The sequence below is a fragment of the Methylosinus sp. RM1 genome (assembly GCF_011378635.1).
Taxonomy (GTDB): domain Bacteria; phylum Pseudomonadota; class Alphaproteobacteria; order Rhizobiales; family Beijerinckiaceae; genus Methylosinus; species Methylosinus sporium.
Window position 1 is genome coordinate 1 of sequence record NZ_WOVC01000037.1, and the last position, 18,860, is coordinate 18,860.

At 64.9% G+C, this 18,860-nt stretch carries 15 protein-coding genes; 4 read left to right on the top strand and 11 right to left on the bottom strand.

Annotation, left to right across the window (positions count from 1 at the left end; translation table 11 throughout):
* Positions 1–91: 91 nt before the first annotated feature.
* From FMZ75_RS17920 to FMZ75_RS17930, 3 genes are read right to left on the bottom strand one after another with little or no spacing between them, the layout of a single operon-like run.
* Complete coding sequence (locus FMZ75_RS17920) at positions 92–1,030, bottom strand: NAD(P)-dependent oxidoreductase (protein WP_166144866.1); 939 nt, start codon at positions 1,028–1,030, stop codon at positions 92–94.
* A gap of 3 nt (positions 1,031–1,033) precedes the next feature.
* Positions 1,034–1,978, bottom strand: coding sequence for a transketolase family protein (locus FMZ75_RS17925; RefSeq protein WP_108917433.1), 945 nt, complete (start codon positions 1,976–1,978; stop codon positions 1,034–1,036).
* Positions 1,978–2,808 carry a transketolase gene (locus FMZ75_RS17930; RefSeq protein WP_166144869.1) on the bottom strand — a complete coding sequence of 277 codons (831 nt, stop codon included), beginning with the start codon at positions 2,806–2,808 and terminating at the stop codon, positions 1,978–1,980. Before FMZ75_RS17930 ends, FMZ75_RS17925 begins: the two co-directional genes overlap by 1 nt.
* Positions 2,809–3,018: 210 nt before the next feature.
* Here FMZ75_RS17930 and FMZ75_RS17935 point away from each other — a divergent pair, with 210 nt between their 5' ends.
* The 3 genes from FMZ75_RS17935 (at position 3,019) to FMZ75_RS17945 (ending at position 5,964) form a co-directional block, all read left to right on the top strand.
* Positions 3,019–3,690: a CDP-alcohol phosphatidyltransferase gene (locus FMZ75_RS17935; protein ID WP_142864318.1), complete on the top strand. Its 672-nt coding sequence runs from the start codon at positions 3,019–3,021 to the stop codon at positions 3,688–3,690.
* Positions 3,691–3,914: 224 nt separating this feature from the next.
* Positions 3,915–5,024 carry a GGDEF domain-containing protein gene (locus FMZ75_RS17940; RefSeq protein WP_166144872.1) on the top strand — a complete coding sequence of 370 codons (1,110 nt, stop codon included), beginning with the start codon at positions 3,915–3,917 and terminating at the stop codon, positions 5,022–5,024.
* 247 nt (positions 5,025–5,271) lie between these two features.
* Complete coding sequence (locus FMZ75_RS17945) at positions 5,272–5,964, top strand: SDR family NAD(P)-dependent oxidoreductase (RefSeq protein WP_166144875.1); 693 nt, start codon at positions 5,272–5,274, stop codon at positions 5,962–5,964.
* A 320-nt stretch (positions 5,965–6,284) separates the two neighbouring features.
* Here the strand turns inward: FMZ75_RS17945 and FMZ75_RS17950 are convergent, their stop codons facing one another.
* From FMZ75_RS17950 to FMZ75_RS17960, 3 genes are all read right to left on the bottom strand, one after another.
* Positions 6,285–8,318, bottom strand: coding sequence for an NAD(+) synthase (locus tag FMZ75_RS17950; RefSeq protein WP_166144878.1), 2,034 nt, complete (start codon positions 8,316–8,318; stop codon positions 6,285–6,287).
* A 115-nt stretch (positions 8,319–8,433) separates the two neighbouring features.
* Positions 8,434–9,600, bottom strand: a complete 1,167-nt coding sequence (locus FMZ75_RS17955; protein ID WP_166144881.1) for a hypothetical protein — start codon at positions 9,598–9,600, stop codon at positions 8,434–8,436.
* 31 nt (positions 9,601–9,631) lie between these two features.
* Entirely contained in the window at positions 9,632–10,927 is a 1,296-nt protein-coding gene (locus FMZ75_RS17960) for an adenylosuccinate synthase (protein WP_166144884.1), read from the bottom strand.
* A gap of 642 nt (positions 10,928–11,569) precedes the next feature.
* On the opposite strand from FMZ75_RS17960, the gene FMZ75_RS17965 reads away from it, so the two are divergent.
* The gene (locus tag FMZ75_RS17965) at positions 11,570–12,496 is read left to right on the top strand and encodes a hypothetical protein (RefSeq protein WP_166144887.1); all 927 of its coding nucleotides are present in this window, start codon (positions 11,570–11,572) and stop codon (positions 12,494–12,496) included.
* A 24-nt stretch (positions 12,497–12,520) separates the two neighbouring features.
* Here the strand turns inward: FMZ75_RS17965 and FMZ75_RS17970 are convergent, their stop codons facing one another.
* The 5 genes from FMZ75_RS17970 to uvrB form a co-directional block, all read right to left on the bottom strand.
* Positions 12,521–13,825 (bottom strand): SCP2 sterol-binding domain-containing protein, encoded by a 1,305-nt coding sequence (locus tag FMZ75_RS17970; RefSeq protein ID WP_166144890.1) that lies wholly within the window; start codon positions 13,823–13,825, stop codon positions 12,521–12,523.
* A gap of 75 nt (positions 13,826–13,900) precedes the next feature.
* Positions 13,901–14,353 (bottom strand): MarR family winged helix-turn-helix transcriptional regulator, encoded by a 453-nt coding sequence (locus tag FMZ75_RS17975; RefSeq protein ID WP_142864310.1) that lies wholly within the window; start codon positions 14,351–14,353, stop codon positions 13,901–13,903.
* Between the two features lie 70 nt (positions 14,354–14,423).
* Positions 14,424–14,855, bottom strand: coding sequence for a hypothetical protein (locus FMZ75_RS17980; RefSeq protein WP_166144893.1), 432 nt, complete (start codon positions 14,853–14,855; stop codon positions 14,424–14,426).
* A gap of 56 nt (positions 14,856–14,911) precedes the next feature.
* Entirely contained in the window at positions 14,912–16,003 is a 1,092-nt protein-coding gene (locus tag FMZ75_RS17985; RefSeq protein WP_166144896.1) for an ATP-dependent RecD-like DNA helicase, read from the bottom strand.
* A gap of 276 nt (positions 16,004–16,279) precedes the next feature.
* A complete protein-coding gene (gene uvrB / locus FMZ75_RS17990; RefSeq protein ID WP_166144899.1) occupies positions 16,280–18,799 on the bottom strand; it encodes an excinuclease ABC subunit UvrB in 2,520 nt (839 codons plus the stop codon).
* Positions 18,800–18,860: the final 61 nt, after the last annotated feature.

Consider the following 18,860-nt stretch of genomic DNA (forward strand, 5'->3'; position numbering starts at 1 on the left):
TCGCCGCGCGCCCAAATGACCCCGTCTCTATGTCGAAGACAAGGCCTTCCACGCAACGCCCGCGCTTTATCGCCCCCCTGTGTCCCATGCGCTACAGGACGTGGTTAACAATTTTTTCGCCGCCGCCGGAACGAAACCATTCGACCGTTTCGGCGAAGCCGCGCGCCAAAGGCACGCGGGGCCGCCAGCCGGTCGCGGCGCAAATACGGGAAATATCGGCTTCGAGATGCATGATCTGATCCGGGCGATAGGGCGTGCTGCCGAATCGCGGCGCGACGCCCGGCTCCGTCAGATCACGCAAGAGCAGAACGGCGTCGCGCAATGGCGTCGGCTCGCCCGACCCTATGTTGAAGACGCCGTGCGCCTCGTGATCGAGCAGCGCGAGCAGCGCCGCCGCCGCGTCGCAGACATGGGTGAACTCCCAAATCTGCTCGCAAGCGGTGAGATCGGGCGAACGGCCCGCCGCGAAGCTGCGAATGAGCGACGGCACGAGCCAGGGCCGCGCCTCGCCGGGACCATAGAGAGAAAAGACGCGCCCCCACGCTGCGCGCAACCCGCGCTCCGCCGCTATTGCGAGCAGGGCCCGGCCGGCGGCGAGCTTGGCGACCCCATAGAGCGTCGTCGGCTCGGTCGCGGCGTCTTCCGCGACGCGGCCGAAGAGGAGGCCATATTCGGCCTGCGAACCGACACCGATCAGAATGCGGGCGCCGGCGTCGGCGGCTGCGGCGGCCAATCGTCCCGTGGCGACGATATTGTCGAGCTGGCCGAGATCATTGCGCTCCGCCCCGGCGACGCCGCGCCAGCCGCTGTGCAGGAGCGCGTCGGGCGCGAAATTCGTCAACGCCTCGCGATAGCTCTCCGGCGCGAAGAGATCGCCGCGGATCGCATGAAGCCGCGCGGCGAGAGGCGCGAGCCGCGTCGCTTCGATATCGCCGCGCAGCAGGACGGCGCATTCATGGCCCGCTTCGACGAGGAGCCGCGTCGCCTCCGCCCCGAGGAAGCCGGACCCGCCAGTGAGAAAGACACGCAATGGTCAGGCCCGGCCGCTGAGCAGCCGCTCGCCGCGGCCCGTGACGAGCGCGCGCGCCCGAGCCGCGATGATCGCCGGATCGAGCCCGGCGCGGCGGCGCAGAGTCTCGGTGTCGCCGACGAGGCTCGGAAACGCCTGCGGGGCGGTGAGATCGACGAAGGCCTCGCCCATCCCGCGCGCGAGAAGCGTCTCCATCACGCCGACCGACAGCGGATTGCCGCGATAGCCCTCGAAGACGGAAACGACCGGCGCGCCGGTCAAAAGCGCGGCGAAAGCCTCCGCCGGGAAAGGCTGGACGATCGGAACGCTGACGACGGCGGCCTCGATCCCCTCCCCCGAGAGAATCTCCGCCGCGGCGAGACATTGCGTCACCGAGCCGCCGCTCGTCGCCAAGGTCACATCGGCGCCGCGGCGCGCCGCGAAGGCCGCCGTCTGCGGCGCGAAGATCGGCGCGCCATAAGATGCGCCGCTCTCGCGGGCGATACGGAAATAGGCCGGGCGCGGATCGTCGAGCAGCGCCGCGTAGCAGCGATCGAGCTCGGCGGCGTTGCCCGGATTGGCGACGACGAGATCGGGCAGCGCCGCCATGATCGTCGCGTCCTCGAGCGCGTGATGTGAGGGCCCCAGCGTTCCATAGGAGAAGCCGGCGCCGACGCCGATCAGCCGCACGGCGCGGCGCTGATAGCAGAGGTCGTTGCGAATCTGCTCGAGGCAGCGCGCCGTGATGAAGGGCGCGATGGAATAGGCGAAAGGCCGGAAGCCGCCGGCGGCCAGCGAGGCGGCGACCGAGACCATATTGGCCTCGGCGACGCCCATATTGACGAAGCGCTCGCCGAGCGCCTGCTCGAGCGGCTCGACGAAAGAAAAGCCGAGATCGCCCGTGAGAAAGACGATGCGCGGATCGACGCTGGCGTCCGCCTCTATGAGCTCGATGATCCGCTTGCGCATCAGGCGAGCTCCAGATCGGCGGCGAGCGCCGGCTTGTAATGCGAGGCGACGGTGTTCTCTATGCGGGCGACGCCCTTGCCCTTCACCGTATGGGCGAGGATGACGCGCGGGCGTCCGCGCATGGGCCGCTCGAGCGCCGCGACCAGCGCCGCCCAATCATGGCCGTCGAGCTCGATCGTCTCGAATCCGAAGCTGCGCCATTTGGCGCCGAAAGGCTCGAGGTCCATCACCTCTTTCGTCGGCGCCAGCGATTGAATGTGATTGTAATCGACGATGGCGGTGAGCGAGGAGAGCTTGCGCGCGCCGGCGAAGAGCGCCGCCTCCCAGGTGGAGCCCTCGTCGCATTCGCCGTCCGAGAGAATGCAGAAGACACGATGATCGCCTCCGCGCAGCCGATAGCCGAGTGAGAAGCCCGTCGCCAGCGACAGGCCATGGCCGAGCGAGCCGCTGGTGGCGTCGATCGCCGGGACCGCCTCGCTGAGGCCGACATGCCCCCAGAGCGGCGTGCCGTTCTGCAGATAGGCGTCGAGCAGTTCCGGCGCGACGAGGCCATATTGCTCGAGCGCCGCGTAATAGGCCATGGCCGCATGGCCCTTGGAGAGAATGACGCGGTCGCGCTCCACCGCGCTCGCGGTCGCCGGACGCAGATCGGAAACAGTCAATACCGCATCGAGGATCTCGACGATGCCGAGCGAGGAGCCGAGATGCGCCGAGTTCGCCTTGTAAGACATAGAGATGACGCGACGACGCGCCGCTGCGCAACGCGCGGCCGCGGCCTCATGCGAGCGGGAAATATTCTCGCGGCCCCGCGCCGAGCCTGCTCTCGCCATCGGTCATGTCCTCGCCGTTTTCGCGCGCACTATGGCTCTCGAAAGGTTAATGCTTGGCTTAAGACCCTCGCGCTGCGGTCGGCGCGGATTGCCGCGCGGACTTGCGCCCAGACGGTGATGTGAGACAATGGCTGTAAGGCGGAGCGCGCATGGCGGGCCATGCGTGACAGCCGACCGATCGAGCGGAGACAACCGCGGAGAGCGTCGCATATGAAGATCGCCGATTATAAGTCGGGGCATCATCAGAGCTTTCTGGCGCCGGCCGAGCAAAGGCTGTTGCGCGCGATCATAGGTGAGCTGCCGGAGTCGGTGACGGCTCTGCAATTGACGCGCATCGGCCTCATCGGCGCCGTCATCGTCGCCATGGCGCTCGTCGGCAGCAGCTGGTCGCCCCTGTGGATGACGCTGATTCCGCTCGGCGCCTTTCTCAACTGGTTCGGCGCGGCGCTGGACGGGCCGGTGGCGCTGCATCGCGACACCGCCAATCCTCGGCTCAGCCTCGTCGAGCATATTTGCGATCTGTTCTCGCAGATATTGATCATCGTCGCCTTCGGCTTCTCGCCGTTTTTGTCGTTCGAATCCGCCTTCGTCGTGCTGATCTGCTATCTGCTGTTCTCGGCCTATACTTACATTCGGGCCGTTGTCCGCCATGTGCAGCAAATGGCCTATATCGGCCTCGGCGCGACGGAGTTTCGCATTTTGATCGCGGTCTGGCCCTTCGCCGCCCACGCCATGGGCGTCGACGAAAGCGTCGACGCCGGCGTATCGCGGCTGGACGCCGCGATCATGATTTTGGCGGCTTTCGCCGTTTGCGGCCTCGCGATCAAGGCGCTCTCCGACGCGCGGCGAGTCGCCATGGACGAGAATGGCCAGGGCGTCTGATCCGCGCGCCTCCGAAACTGTCCTGAAAACCTCGTCCTGAATCGCCCGCTCGATCGACGCTATTCTCCCGCCGCCACTAAGGCGGCTATGGACGCGCGCCGAAGAGAAGGGAAAATAGCCGCCGAGCGGGGATGTGATTCGGTCCGCCTCGCCAGCATCCATCCGCCGGCGAGAGGATGCCGAAAGATCATATCTCGGCGGCAGAGGCGGAAGAGATTATTGAGATGAAACTCGATTCGAGACGCTGGGCCCTCGTCGCCGGCGTCGCTCTGATTGTCGCAGCAGGCGTTTTCGCTCTTATTCGAGCCGGATTTTTCGCGGCGCCCGACCTCGCTTCGCTGTGGAAATGGTCGCTCGACAATTGGGAGACCGCCGGCGTCGGCCTCTCCGGCGAGCCCGTTCGCGTCGCGCATGAGCCCCTGGCTCTCATTCGCAATCTGGCGCTGATCACGGTTTCCTTCATCGGCGTTCTGCTGGGGACGCCGCGCCTCGTGGAAGTCGTCACCCGCTCGGGCCGCGGCGGCGGGACCCTCGGGGAGGATTTCATCAAGACGCGGCGGCTGATCGACGGCGAGCTCGGCACGATTCTCTCGCTCGTGCGCGCCCATCTCGACAGCAACAAGACCTATTCGGCGGCTCTGGTGAAAGGCCATAGGGATCTCGCCGCGACGTCGAGCCCGGATCAGATTCGCGCCGCCGTCGTGCTGCTGATCGCCGAAAACCAGAAAATGCTGCGCGAGACCGAGGAGCATCAGCGCCGGCTGGAGGACTCGCAGCGGCAGATCACGCAATTGCGCGCCGAGCTCGCCGAGACGCAGGAACTCAATGTTCGCGATTCGCTGACGCAAGTGTTCACGCGCCGCCATTTCGACGAGACGCTGGCGCGCGAGGCGAAAACGGCCGCCGCGGCGGATCGCGCCTTGAGCCTCATCATGGCCGATATCGATCATTTCAAGAAAATCAATGACGGCCATGGCCATTTGATCGGCGACGAGGTGCTGAAGAATTTCGCCCGGACCATGTCCAAGCATGTCGAGGAGAAGGATACGGTCGCGCGCTATGGCGGCGAGGAATTCGCGATCATCATGCCCTCCGTCTGCTTCATCGAGGCGAAAGCGACGGCCGAGCGCATTCGCGCCGAATTCGAGACCAAGAAATGGGCGATCAAGGGCGGCGCGCCGATCGGGCGCATCACCGCCTCCTTCGGCGTCGCGCAGCTCGCGCCGCGCGAGAGCGCCGAGAGCCTCATCCAGCGCGCCGACGCCAAGCTCTATGTCTCCAAATCGCGCGGGCGCAATCTCGTCACCGTTGACGCCGACCTCTCGTCCCGTTGATTCTTTCGACTGCCCTTGTTCGGCCCGGCGGGGCGAGACCTACGCCGTCGCCTATTCGGCGAGGTCCTGCCGCTCGAAATGTCATGATTCCCGCGCCGTGTGGCGCGCTTTTCGCCTCACACCGCCTTCGACGATCCGGCGACGCCGCAGAGCGCCCGCCCGCGCGCGAGCATAGAGTCGCGCTGCTTCGTCGCTTTCGACGATTGACCGTCGCGGCCGCGCCGCGGCCGAGCCTCGAGGACGAAAAATGAACGATATTCCCTATCGCGCCGCGCTCATCGTCGGCGCCGGCCCCGGCGTCGGCGCCGCGCTGGCGCGACGCTTTTCCGCCGACGGGCTGAAGGTGGGCGTCGCCGCCCGCGACGCGCAAAAGCTCGCCGCCATAGCGGCCGAAACCGGCGCCGAGGGCTTTGCCGCCGACGCGACCGACCCCGCTTCGGTCGAGGCGCTGTTCGAGGCGGCGGAAGCGAAGCTCGGCGAGATCGACGTGGTCGTCTACAATGCCGGCGCGCGCATTCGCGGCCCGCTGGCGGAGCTCGATCCGGAGGCGGTGCGGCGAGCCTTCGACGTCAACGCTTTCGGCGGCTTTCTCGTCGCGCGGGAGGCGGCGAAGCGCTTCGAGAAGCGCGGGCGCGGCGCGCTGTTCTTCACCGGCGCGACGTCGAGCCTCAAGGCCTATGCGATCTCCGCCCCCTTCGCCATGGGCAAGTTCGCGCTGCGGGCGCTGGCCCAGAGCGCGGCGCGCGAATTGGGGCCGAAGGGCGTGCATGTCGCGCATATCGTCATCGACGGGGTGATCCGCGACACAGGCCGCATCGACCCGGCCGACGCCACGCTCGAGCCCGACGCCATCGCCGACGCTTATCTCGATCTCCTGCGCCAGAAGCGCAGCGCCTGGTCCTTCGAGGTCGAGCTGAGGCCGTGGTCGGAGAGGTTTTGACAAAAGCCGAATCCGCGGAGCGACAAAATGTCGCAAAGCGGACCGAGCCGTGCTATCGTGAGCCGTCGACCCTGGGCGAGCGCCCGCGAGGAGCGGCCGCTCGTCCCCATAACGACGAATAATGGGGAAAGCGCTCATGAACACGATTACGGCTATCCTATCGATCGTCGCAACCTGCGCCGCCGTCACCGCCGCGATCACCGCTTTCGCGAATATGTGACCCGAGCAGTCGTTTAGAGGGACTGCGAGCGTTCGTTCCGCGCAGCCCGCCGCCCGTCCTCGCCGACGCAAAGACGCGCCGGCGAGGCGTTTGGTCCCGCTCAGGGAATTTCCTCTATATCGGCGAGCCAGGCCGCAGCGCTCGAATCACTCGGCGCGCGCCAGTCGCCGCGCGGCGACAGCGAGCCGCCGGAGCTGACCTTCGGCCCATTGGGCAGAGCCGAGCGCTTGAACTGGCTCGTCGCGAAGAAGCGGCGCGCGAAGACGCCGAGCCAATGCTTGATCTCCTCGACATCATAGGCGCGGCGCTTCTCCGCCGGAATGTCGGCGGGCCAGCGGCCGGCCGTTGCGTCGCTCCAGGCGTGAAAGGCCAGAAACGCCGTCTTCGACGGCGCGAAGCCGTAGCGCGTCGTATAGAAGAGATTGAAATCCTGCAGCGCATAGGGGCCGACGACATCTTCCGTGCGCTGGACGCTCGCGCCCGGCACCAGCTCCGGCGAAATCTCCGTGTCGAGAATGTCGCGCAGCACGGCGACCGTCTCGGCGCCGAAATGCGCGTCGCGCGCGCACCAGCGGATGAGATGCTGGATCAGCGTCTTCGGCACTGAGGCGTTGACATTGTAATGCGACATTTGATCGCCGACGCCATAGGTGCACCAGCCGAGCGCCAGCTCCGATAGATCGCCCGTGCCCAGCACCAGCGCCTCGTGGCGATTGGCGAGGCGGAACAAGAGCGAGGTGCGCGCGCCGGCCTGCACATTCTCGTAAGTCGTGTCATAGACCGGCTCGCCGCGCGAAGCGGGATGGCCGATGTCCTCCAGCATTTGCCGGCAGGCGGCCGTCACATCGATCTCCTGCGCCGAGACTCCCAATGCGCGCATAAGCCGCCAGGCGTTGGCCTTGGTGCGGTCGGTGGTGGCGAAGGCCGGCAGCGTATAGGCGAGAATATTCTCGCGCGGCAGGCCGAGCGCGTCGAAGGCGGTGACGGCGACGAGCAGCGCATGGGTGGAATCGAGCCCGCCCGAGACGCCGATGACGAGGCGCTGAAAATTGGCCGCCGCGAGCCGCTGGCGCAGGCCGTGCGACTGAATGTTGAAGGCTTCGAAGCAGAGCTCTGCGAGCCGCGCTTCATCGTCCGGCGCGAAGGGAAAGCGCGGGATTTCGCGCAGCAGGCCGAGGTTTTTGTCGCGCGGCGCGTGCAACTCGAAAGGAACGCGCCGAAAGCTCGTCGCGCCGGCTTCCATGTCGGCGCAATCGCCGAAAGTGACCTGGCGCATACGCTCGGCGGCGAGCCGGCCGAGGTCGACATCGGCGAGAATGAGCTGCGGCTCGTCGGCGAAACGCGACGCCTTGGCGAGCAGCGCGCCATTCTCATAAATCATCGCCTCGCCGTCCCAGGCGAGATCGGTGGTCGATTCGCCCTGCCCCGCGGCCGAATAGAGATAGGCGGAAAGGCAGCGCGCCGAATGGGCCGAGCAGAGCGTCGCGCGATAGTCGGATTTTCCGACAATGGCGTTGCTGGCCGAGAGATTGAGCAGCACGCTCGCGCCGGCGAGCGCCGCCCGCGTCGAGGGCGGGATCGGAACCCAGACGTCCTCGCAGATTTCCGTATGGATCACGAGGCCGGGAAAATCGCTCGCCTCCAGCAGCACATCGGAGCCGAAAGGCGCGGTCTGGCCGGCGATCTCCATCTCCTCGCCGGCGATGAAGGCGCCGGAAGCGAAATGCCGCTTCTCGTAGAATTCCCGATAATTGGGCAGATAGATTTTCGGCGTGACGGCGAGAATCTCGCCGCGCCGGATGATCAGCGCGCAATTATAGAGCCGCCCGCGCCAGCGCAGCGGCGCGCCGACCGCGATCAGCGGATGCAATGCGCGGCTCGCCTCCAGCAATCGCCCGATCGCAGCTTCCACGGCGTCCAGCAACGCGGTCTGATGCAGCAGATCGTCGATCGCGTAAGAGCTGATCCCGAGCTCGGGAAACAGGACCAATGACGCGCCTTCGGCGTCCGCCTCGCGGGCCATTTCGATCGTGCGCGCGACATTGAAAGCGGGATCGGCGACGCGCGTGCGCGGGCCGGCCACGGCGACGCGAACGAAGCCATGCGAATGCAGCGAGAAGAAAGGATGCGTCATGCGCCGATTATAGGGCCACGGCGGCCGCAGCGGGAAGGCGCCGCGCGCCGCCTATTTCACCGAGGCTGCTCGACAAGCGAGCCTTCGGGCTCGCCCTCGAAACCCTGACGCGCGCCTATCTCCAGGCGTCGAGCGCATCGGCGAAGACGCGCTCGCCGCCGGGGCCCTTCTCCAGCGAGATCGTCGCCGCGCGGCCGTCCTCGAGCTGCATGGGCAGATCGAGGACCATGGGCGCGCGCAGCAGCACGATATTGCGGGCCTCGCGATTGCCGCGCAGCAGGCCGATGAGAAAGGCGTTTTCGGTGATCGGCACAGGAACGCCGGCGACCTGCTCGCCCGATTGCGCCTCCGGCCGGCGCATCTGGATCGGGCCGATCGCCTTTATCCCATTGAGCTCATTCCCCGGCGCGAGGCTGAAATTCACATTCACCGTATGCGAGGCCGAAAGCGTGGGATCGAGATTCTTCTGAATGACGATTGTCGTCTTCAGCTTTGCTGTCGGAAAATCGATCTCGGCGCGTATGGCCGGCGAAACCGGCTGCCCCGGTCCGGCCGGCATACTCTCGAGACGCCAGATCACCGTGCCCGGATAGGTCTTGACCTTGGCGGCCTCCTCGGGCGCGGCGACCCAGAGCTCGGCCTTTTGGGCGACGGCGACCGCTTGGGACTTTTGCTCCGCAGGCGCGCGCGACGGCGGCAGCTCGCTGTCGCCGCCGATGCGATCGGCGAGCTTGCCTCCCTCGGCGGTTTCCACGGCGGAGGGCTCCGGCTGCAGCTTGGCGAGATCCTCCGGCCGCTCGCGGAATTGCAACGCCAGCACGGCGACGAGCGCCACCACCGCCGCCAGCACGCCGCCGATGACGATGACGCGACGCGAGACGCTGGCGGGCTCGGGCAGAGGCGGCAGCGGGGCCGGAGGCCGCTGCGGCGGCGCGGGCGCCTCCTCGACGGGGGCGGCTTTTTCCGGCTTGGGCGCAGCCGCCGGTTCGGCGCTTTTGACGGGCTCTTTCTTCTCGGCCTCGCGCGGGCGCTTCGCCTCTGTCGCCGGAAGCGGGGCGGCGGCGCTCTGATCGCGGACGATCTCGAGCTCGATGCGCGCAATGGCCTCGTCCAGCGCTCGGCCTTCGGCTTCTATATCTTCCTCGGCGACGGGCGGCTGAATGCTGCGCAACTGGTTGAACAGCGCCTTACGCGCCCGTTCATAGACGGCCTGCCGCGACTGGGGCGCGGGTTCCGGCAGCGCGGCGACTGCGCGAGCGAGCAGCGAATAGTAGTCGGCCATAGGGTTCTAAGACCACCTCGGACGATTCCCGTCAATCCTCGAAAGGATTGCGCACGAGAATCGTGTCGTCACGCTCGGGGCTGGTGGAGAGGAGCGCAACCGGAGCGCCGATCAGCTCCTCGATGCGGCGCACATATTTGATCGCCTGGGCGGGAAGATCAGCCCAGGAGCGGGCGCCCCCGGTCGTCCCCTTCCAGCCCTCGATCGTCTCATAGACCGGGACCACCCGCGCCTGCGCCGATTGCGACGCCGGCAGGCGGTCGATGCGGGCGCCGTCCAGGAGATAATGCGTGCACACGCGTATCTCGTCCAAGCCGTCGAGAATATCTAGCTTTGTCAAAGCGATGCCGTCTATGCCGGAGGTCTTCACGGCCTGGCGCGTGAGCACGGCGTCGAACCAGCCGCAGCGCCGGCGCCGGCCGGTGTTGGTGCCGAATTCATGGCCGCGGTCGCCGATCAGCGTGCCGATCTCGTCATGCAGCTCGGTGGGGAAAGGCCCGCCGCCGACGCGCGTCGTATAGGCCTTGGCGATGCCGAGCACATAGCCGATCGCCCCCGGCCCGAGGCCGGAGCCGCTGGCCGCCGAGGCGGAGACCGTGTTGGAGGAGGTCACATAAGGATAGGTGCCATGATCGACGTCGAGCAGCACGCCCTGCGCGCCCTCGAACAAAATGCGCTTGCCGGCGCGGCGAAGATCCTCGAGCAGCTCCCAGACCGCATCCATGTAAGGCAGAATCTTCGGCGCGGCGTCGAGCAGCTCGTCCCGCACGGCGGCCGGCGCGATTTCGGGCAGGCCGAGACCGCGGCGCAGCGGATTGTGATGGGCGAGCAGCCGCGTGATCTTGTCGTCCAGCGTGTCCGGCTCGGCGAGATCCATCAGCCGCACCGAGCGGCGGCCGACCTTGTCCTCATAAGCGGGGCCGATGCCGCGCTTGGTGGTGCCGATCTTCACGCCATTGCCGGCCGCCTCCTCGCGATAGGCGTCGAGCTCGCGATGCAGGGAGAGAATCAGCGGGGCGTTTTCGGCGATCTTGAAATTGTCCGGGCCGATCTCGACGCCCTGCTCGCGCAGGCGCTCGATCTCGCCGACGAGAAAATGCGGATCGACGACGACGCCATTGCCGATGACCGAGAGCTTGCCCGGCCGCACGACCCCCGAGGGCAGCAGCGCGAGCTTATAGGTCACGCCATTGATGACGAGCGTGTGCCCGGCATTATGGCCGCCCTGGAAGCGCACCACCACATCGGCCTCGAGCGAGAGCCAATCGACGATCTTGCCCTTGCCTTCGTCGCCCCATTGGGCGCCGACCACGACCACATTCGCCATGGGCGTCTTCTGTCTATCCTGCGCGGCCACGAAAAAGCCCCGGCGCGTAACGCCAGGGCTCGTTACCGCGGTGATTTAGCGCAAAGAAAGGGGCGGGTCAAAGGCGGCGAAGCAGCCGCCTCCGGCCGCGCGTCGAAAAAAAACCGGCGCAGAGCGCCGGGGAAGAAGAGTCTCGAGGGAGCGGAGGCGGAAGGGTCAGGGAACGAAGACCAGATAGAGCAGCGTCGCGAACAGAACGACCACGGCGACCTCGATGGTTCGGTTCAAAATCGTCATGATCGATTCGAGAGAGATGGCGGTCATGTCGAAATATCCTGTCGGTTGGTCTTTCCGTCGAGCATATTCTCAGCCCGCGCATTGCCTCGACATTGTCGCCGGATGAAATTTTCGTAACCCTGCGATCACCGATCCGCAGCCGAAAGCGGCAGCCGCCGTCGAGAAACGCGTTCTCTCGAAACGCGTTCCGTTGAAACCTGTTCTGTTGAAACGCCTTGCCCTGGACGATAGGAAGCAGGTAAACCATGGCCTACGATCCAGCGGTAAATCGGGGGCTGGACATTTGACGAGCGCGCTCTCGGGTAGGTCGGCCGCTCGCTGGATCGCCGCATTGCCGGCTTGGCCGGTCAAACGAGAGCATGGAAAATGGTCAGGATCGTCGATTGCGTCATTGCCTATAATGAAACCGAAATGCTCGAAATCAGAACTGCCGAGCTCGCCGAAATCATCGACGCATTTGTTGTCGTAGAAGCGAGCAAAACGCACCGCTACGAGGACAAGCCTCTGTATTTTTCAGGCATTTCGGATAAATATGCGCAATCGGGAAGGACTGTCGTTTATTATGTTTTGGACGACATCCCAAGAGCATTTCAAGATCGCACGGAACTATACTATATAGTTGAGAATTTTCATCGCAATAGCATTATGCGTCCTTTGTCGACAATGAATCTCGACGATAACGACATTATACTGATTTCCGACATCGACGAAATTCCTCGTTCCGAATGTGTCCAGCAACTGCCCGATCTGCTCGCGGAGGCAGATATCGTGATTTTCGAGCAGATCATGAAGAAATTCTTCGTCAATAATGCATCATCGACATGCGCCAATAATCTTCCATGGAGAGGAACGGTCGCTTGCCGTTACGGTGTGCTGAAAGGCGTTACTCCGCAAGGAGCCCGGCTCGGCGACCCCTTTCAACAGCGAGCGGCTTGCGTCGGCGGCGCCAGAGAACCGCGCGGACACGAGCGAATTATCGCCAATGGCGGATGGCACTTCTCGAGCATGGGAGGCGCATCGGCTTTCGATATCAAACATTCAGCCATTGTGGAGGGACCCGGCGGATCGCGCTTCGGAGCCATCGATGGCCGATTCGGCCGCCACAATCATTCCAAGCAACGCGAAGAGCACGCCGAAATCTATCAGTCCTTCCTCGACGCTCTCGCCCCCGAGCTGGCGGAAGTCGATCTCGCGGATATCGCGAGCGTCCATGCGCTCGACATACCCGATTGCATCAAGGCCGATCCACGAAAATACGAGTTCCTTTTCTATCTCAAGAACCCGATCGTCTGAAGCAGAGAGCGCGCTTTCGCCGCATCACGGAAAGCACCGCCCGAAGGCCGCGAGCAGCCGCGGGTCGCCGCGCAGCCCGATCTTGAAGGTGATCAGCGCCCGAAGCAGGCCCGTCTCCTTGCGCAGGAAGCGCAGCCAGGTCTGCGCATCTGCGCGGATGCGGAGGTCGGCGTCGCCGATCAACCCCTCCTTCACCTCGAGCCGGCCGTTCGCGATTCTCACTGTGAGGTCTTTGCGTTCCGCGCCGCTGAAAGCGAAGTGATAGACCGCCTCGAGCCCGGCCGCGCGCTTCTTTTGAAAGCGCAGCGACAAGCCGCGCGCGAATGCCGCGATGGAGGCGACGCGCATTCCATTGGCGACGCGCTTCACGCTCTTGTGCGGAAAGCGCCGCTTCACATAATCCTCGGCGTCGGAGTCCGGCGTCACATAGATCGTCTCCGCCTTCTGTTTCAGCGGATCGACGATGGTTTCCAGAAAGCCCTTGCGATCGTCGCGATAGGCGGCGATCACATCCTCGCCCGCCGGACAGACGGCGAGACAATAGGCGGCCTTGTAATTTGGCCCATAGGCGAGGCTCTGCCACATGGAGACGCTCTCCGCATCGCTGACTTTCTCGCGATATCCGGCGGCGTTCTTCGCCTGCGCGATCGTCTCCACCCAATCCATGAAGCCGCCCATGAATTCACGATAATTATGCGTGTAGCAGGCGGAAAGATCGAAAGCGCCGTCCGGCGCGATCGCGCCCGTCGGACAGACGGCGACGCAGAGCTTGCAGGAGAGGCAGGGATTGTAATCGAGCGGGCGCGAATAGGAATCGAGCGCGACATCGACGGCCACCGTCCCGAGCAGAATGAAATTGCCGAATTTGGGATGAATGACATTGCGATGCACGCCCATTTTGCCGAGCCCGGCGGCGATCGCGACCGGCTTGTGCGAGATCACCCACATTTTGCCGGGCCAATTCACCGCCTCCATCGGAAAAGCCATGGCGGGATAGGCGGCGCGACGCCCCATATCCTCGAGCAATCGCGCCAGACGATGCGAAACCGCATCGGTTTCGTCGCCGACGCGATGAAACTCCACATTGGCGGAAGAGCGCGCCGGGCTGCGGATGTTCTCGCGATTCATCTTCATCACGAAAGAGACGAGCGTTTTCGCGAAGGGAAAAGCCGCGAGAATCTCCGCGCGCTCGAAAGCGATCGCCGGATCGTCGATGGAGACGAAGCCGACGTCGTCGGCGCCGGCGGCGAGCGCCATCTCGCGCAATCGCCGCGCCTCGAAAGGCGCGAGCGCCGGCGACGACAGCATATCGTGAGCCTCGATAGACATATGCATATGCCCCTTTTTGCTTGCGCAAAAACTGGACCGCGAGCCGTCAGGCTCGCTCTCGCTCCACCCGTTACATCACTCTTCCTGAACGGCTGCGGCGAGCGCGCGCAATTCGCCGACGAGACGCGCCAATCTCTCGGCGCCGAATTTTGCTTCCGCCTTCGTCTGCGCCGCGCGCCACAGCGGCAGCGCTATGGCCAGAGTGGCGCGGCCTTGCTTGGTCAGCGTCACCTCGCGCGTGCGGCGATCCTCGCCCGCCTTGACGCGCAACAGCCCGCGCTTCTCCATCACCGCCAGATTGCGCGCCAGCGCGCTGCGATCCAGCACGAAAGTCTCGGCGAGCTTGCTGACCGTCCAACCTTCCGCCAGCGAGCAGGCGACGAGCAGCGAATATTGCGTCGGCTCGAGGCCGAGCCCGGAAAGACTCTCCGCATAGAGCTTGCCGACGGCGCGCGCCGCGCGTCGCACATTGGCGACGGCGCAGCTCTGCGCGCAGGCTCTCACTTCGGCCGGATCAGGCTCGCTCATGAGAAAGATGCATATACCCCTTGTCCCCGAGCGTCAACCGCGAGCGTCCGCGCCATCGACGGGCGAAGGCTCAGAACGGCAATGGCGCGCGGTCCGGCTCGACCCAGGCCCGCCGGGCCGCGACGCTGAACAGCGTCTCGCGATTCCAATAGGACAAGAGCCAATCTGGATGACCGAGCGGCGAGGCCATGAGCGATCGAAGCACCGCATGAAGCGGCGCATCGGGGGCGTGCGTGCGCAAATGTTCGGCGGCGGCCCGCATCGACGCGAGCGTGATGGTGTGGTGATAGCCGCTCGCATCCGTGTTGGCCGTGTTCGTGGCCTCATTGTAGCGCGTTATGATTTCGCGGATTTCAACGGCTGTCGCGAGATCTGGCCGGTTCCGCAAAAGCCATAGCGCCGTCGCGAAATGCGCGGCATGGGTCCATTCCGCTTTCGCCAGGCTTCGATCGATCACTTTCGAAGCGAGCCGCTCGATCGCCTCATCGTCGGATAAAGCCATCGCCTCTAATCCTCTATGAGGAGCGCTCGTCCATCATCGCGAGTGTCGCGACGAAATCATGTCACCACCGTCAGCCTGCGCGCAGCGCGTGTCACGCCCGTATAGAGCCAGCGCGCGCGATGCTCGCGAAAGGCGAAGGATTCGTCGAACAAAGCGACATCGTCCCATTGCGAGCCCTGCGATTTGTGCACGGTGAGGCAATAGCCGAAATCGAACTCGTCCGTATCCTTGCGCTGCGCGTAAGGAATCTCGGCGTCGCCGCCTTCGAAGAATTGCGGCAGCACGCCGACGCGCTGAAACTTTCCCGCCATCTCTTCGGGCTCGACCAGCAGGCGCACCTTGCCCTTGCGCAGGGCGCCGGCGCTCTTCACCTTGAACAGCGCGCCATTGAGCAGGCCTTTCTTGCGATTATTGCGCAAGCAGACCAGCTTCTCGCCCGATTGCGGCAGCGTGCCGACAAAACCGCGCAGCTGTCGCAGCCGATTATTATAGGCGCGGCGCGTGCGATTGAGACCGACGAGCACCTGATCGGCATTGGTGACGAGCGCGGGATCGAGCGCGTCGCGCCGCACCACTTGCGTCTCGCCATAGACGCCGTAATCGAGCCGTCCGCCCTCGCGAATAATCATGGAAAGACGCACGATGGGATTATCCGCCGCCTGGCGATGCACTTCCGTCAGCATCACATCGGGCTCGGCCTCGGTGAAATAGCCGCCGCCCTTCACCGGCGGCAATTGCGCCGGATCGCCCAGCACGAGCACTTTCTTGCCGAAGGAGAGAAGATCGCGGCCCAGCTCCTCATCGACCATGGAGCATTCGTCGATGATGATGAGCTTCGCTTTCGCCGCGTCGCTGTCTTCGTTCAGCTCGAAGGCGGGCTCCTCCGTCTCCGTATCGGTGGCGCGATAGATGAGGCTGTGAATGGTGCGCGCGTCCTTGCAGCCCTTGGAGCGCATCACCAGCGCCGCCTTGCCGGTGAAGGCGCCGAAGACGACATCGCCATCGACGCTCTCGGCGATATATTGCGCCAGCGTCGATTTGCCCGTGCCGGCATAGCCGAACAGCCGAAACAGCTGCGCGCGGCTATCCTTCAGCCATGCGGCGACGGCCGAGAGCGCGCGCTCCTGTTCGTTGGTCCAGACGGGCATGGGGTTCTTGACGATTCGTGGATGACCGGGCCGACAGGATGACGAAAGCCGCGGGCGGCCGCAAGTGTCGTGAACAGCCCCGCAAAGAATGGGCGCTCCCTTCTCCCGCCTGCGGGAGAAGGTGGCCCGACGCAGTCGGGTCGGATGAGGGTCCGAGCCGACTCGCATTATCGAAAACGTCGTCAGCGGGAAATCGCAGCGACCCTCATCCGACCTCGCTTCGCGAGGCCACCTTCTTCCACAAGTGGGAGAAGGAATCGCGCGGCGAGATTCGCGCTATTTATTCAGCTTCCCCTTCACCACCTTCGTCCCCGCCTTGCCCGCCATCGACCGCGGCGCGGGACGCGACAGCGGCCGCGCTTCGCCGCCGCCGAAATTATGCGGGCCCATATCGGCGTCGGTCGGCTTGCGCGCCCGCGTGCCGGAGATCGCAGGCGCCTCCCCTCCCCGCCCACGCGGGCGCATCAGCGGATTGGCCTCGGCGAGAAGCTCGGCGCGTTGCAGGCGGGAAACCTCGTCGCGCAGCCTTGCCGCCTCCTCGAAGGCGAGATCGGCGGCGGCCGCCTTCATGCGCTTCTCGAGATCGGCGAGCGTCGCCTGCATATTGTGGCCCGGCGCCAGCTCGGAGAGGCCAGCGTCCACGGTCACATGATCCTGCTCGGCGAGCGAGCCGAGAATATCGGCGATGTCGCGCTTTATGCTCGCTGGCGTGATGCCATGCTCGGCATTATAGGCCTGCTGCTTGGCGCGGCGACGGTCGGTCTCGTCCATGGCGCGCTGCATGGAGCCGGTGATGTGATCCGCATAGAGGATCACGCGTCCGTCGACATTGCGCGCGGCGCGGCCGATCGTCTGCACCAGCGAGGTCTCGGAGCGCAGAAAGCCTTCCTTATCGGCGTCGAGAATGGCGACGAAGCCGCACTCTGGAATATCCAATCCCTCGCGCAGAAGATTGATGCCGACCAGCACGTCGAAGGCGCCGAGGCGCAGATCGCGAATGATCTCTATGCGCTCGATCGTGTCTATGTCCGAATGCATATAGCGCACGCGCACGCCATTCTCATGCAGATATTCGGTGAGGTCTTCCGCCATGCGCTTGGTCAGCACGGTGACGAGCGAGCGATAGCCGGCGTCGCTCACCGCCTTCACCTCGCCGAGAAGATCATCGACCTGCGAGCGCGCCGGACGTATCTCCACTGGCGGATCGATGAGGCCGGTCGGGCGAATGACCTGCTCGACAAAGACGCCGCCCGTGCGCTCCATCTCCCAATCGCCCGGCGTCGCCGAGACGGCGACCGATTGCGGGCGCATCGCGTCCCATTCCTCGAAGCGCAGCGGACGATTGTCCATGCAGGACGGCAGGCGAAAGCCATATTCGGCGAGCGTCGCCTTGCGGCGGAAGTCGCCCTTGTACATGGCGCCGATCTGCGGAATGCTCACATGGCTCTCGTCCGCGAAGACGATGGCGTTGTCCGGCAGATATTCGAACAATGTCGGCGGCGGCTCGCCGGGCTTGCGGCCGGTGAGATAGCGCGAGTAGTTCTCGATGCCGGCGCAGGAGCCTGTCGCCTCCATCATCTCGAGATCGAAGCGCGTGCGCTGCTCCAATCGCTGCGCCTCGACGAGACGACCGGCGTTGTTCAGCTCGCCGAGCCGTCCGCGCAATTCGTCCTTGATCGCCTTGATCGACTGCAGCAGCGTCGGGCGCGGCGTCACATAATGCGAATTGGCGTAGACCTTCACGAACTCCAGGTCTTGCGTCTTCTTGCCGGTCAGCGGATCGAACTCGCAGATCGACTCCACCTCATCGCCGAAGAAGGAGATGCGCCAACCGCGGTCCTCATAGTGAGCCGGGAAAATATCGACCGTATCGCCGCGCACGCGGAATGTTCCGCGCGTGAAATCGGAACTGATGCGGCGATATTGCAGAGCGACGAGATCGGTGACGAGCTGGCGCTGCTCCAATTTCTCGCCGAGGCTGACGCCGAAAGTCATCGCGGTGTAGGTCTCGACCGATCCTATGCCGTAGATGCAGGACACGGAGGCGACGATGATGACGTCGTCGCGCTCCAGCAGCGCGCGCGTCGCGGCGTGGCGCATCCGGTCGATCTGCTCATTCACCGAGGATTCTTTCTCGATGTAGGTGTCGGTGCGCGGCACATAGGCCTCGGGCTGATAATAATCGTAATAGGACACGAAATATTCGACGGCGTTATTGGGGAAGAAGCTCTTGAACTCGCCATAGAGCTGCGCGGCCAGCGTCTTATTGGGCGCCAGCACCAGCGCCGGCCGCTGCGTGCGGGCGATCACCTGCGCCATCGTATAGGTCTTGCCGGAGCCGGTGACGCCGAGCAGCACCTGATCGCGCTCATTGGCCTCTATGCCGGCGACCAGCTCCTCGATCGCCTGCGGCTGGTCGCCGCGCGGCTGATAATCGGAGACGAGATCGAATTTGACGCCGCCTTCGCTCTTTTGCGGCCGCTCCGGCCGATGCGGCGTCCAAGGCTGCTTCTCGCGCAGATTGGGGTCGCCGCGCTTCAACAGCTGCTCGAGGCTCTCCATGGTCGCCGAGACGCCGCCCGCGCCGCCGAGATCGAGCCGCTCGGCCAGCTCGCCATCGACCGCGCCGGCGTCATAGGCGGCCTGCGGCGCCTCCTCGAAGCCCGCTTGCCGCTCGGCGAGGCCGGGATTGAGCAATGCCTGCAAATGCGGCGCGATCGGCGACACCTCGGGCTTGGCGGCCTTGGCGCGCGTCGGCTTGGCGGGATTCTTCGGCTTTTTGGGTGGAGAGGCCATGGCCGCGAATATGGCCCCGGAATCGCGAGGATGGAAGCGCGAAGAAACTCCCTGCTCCATC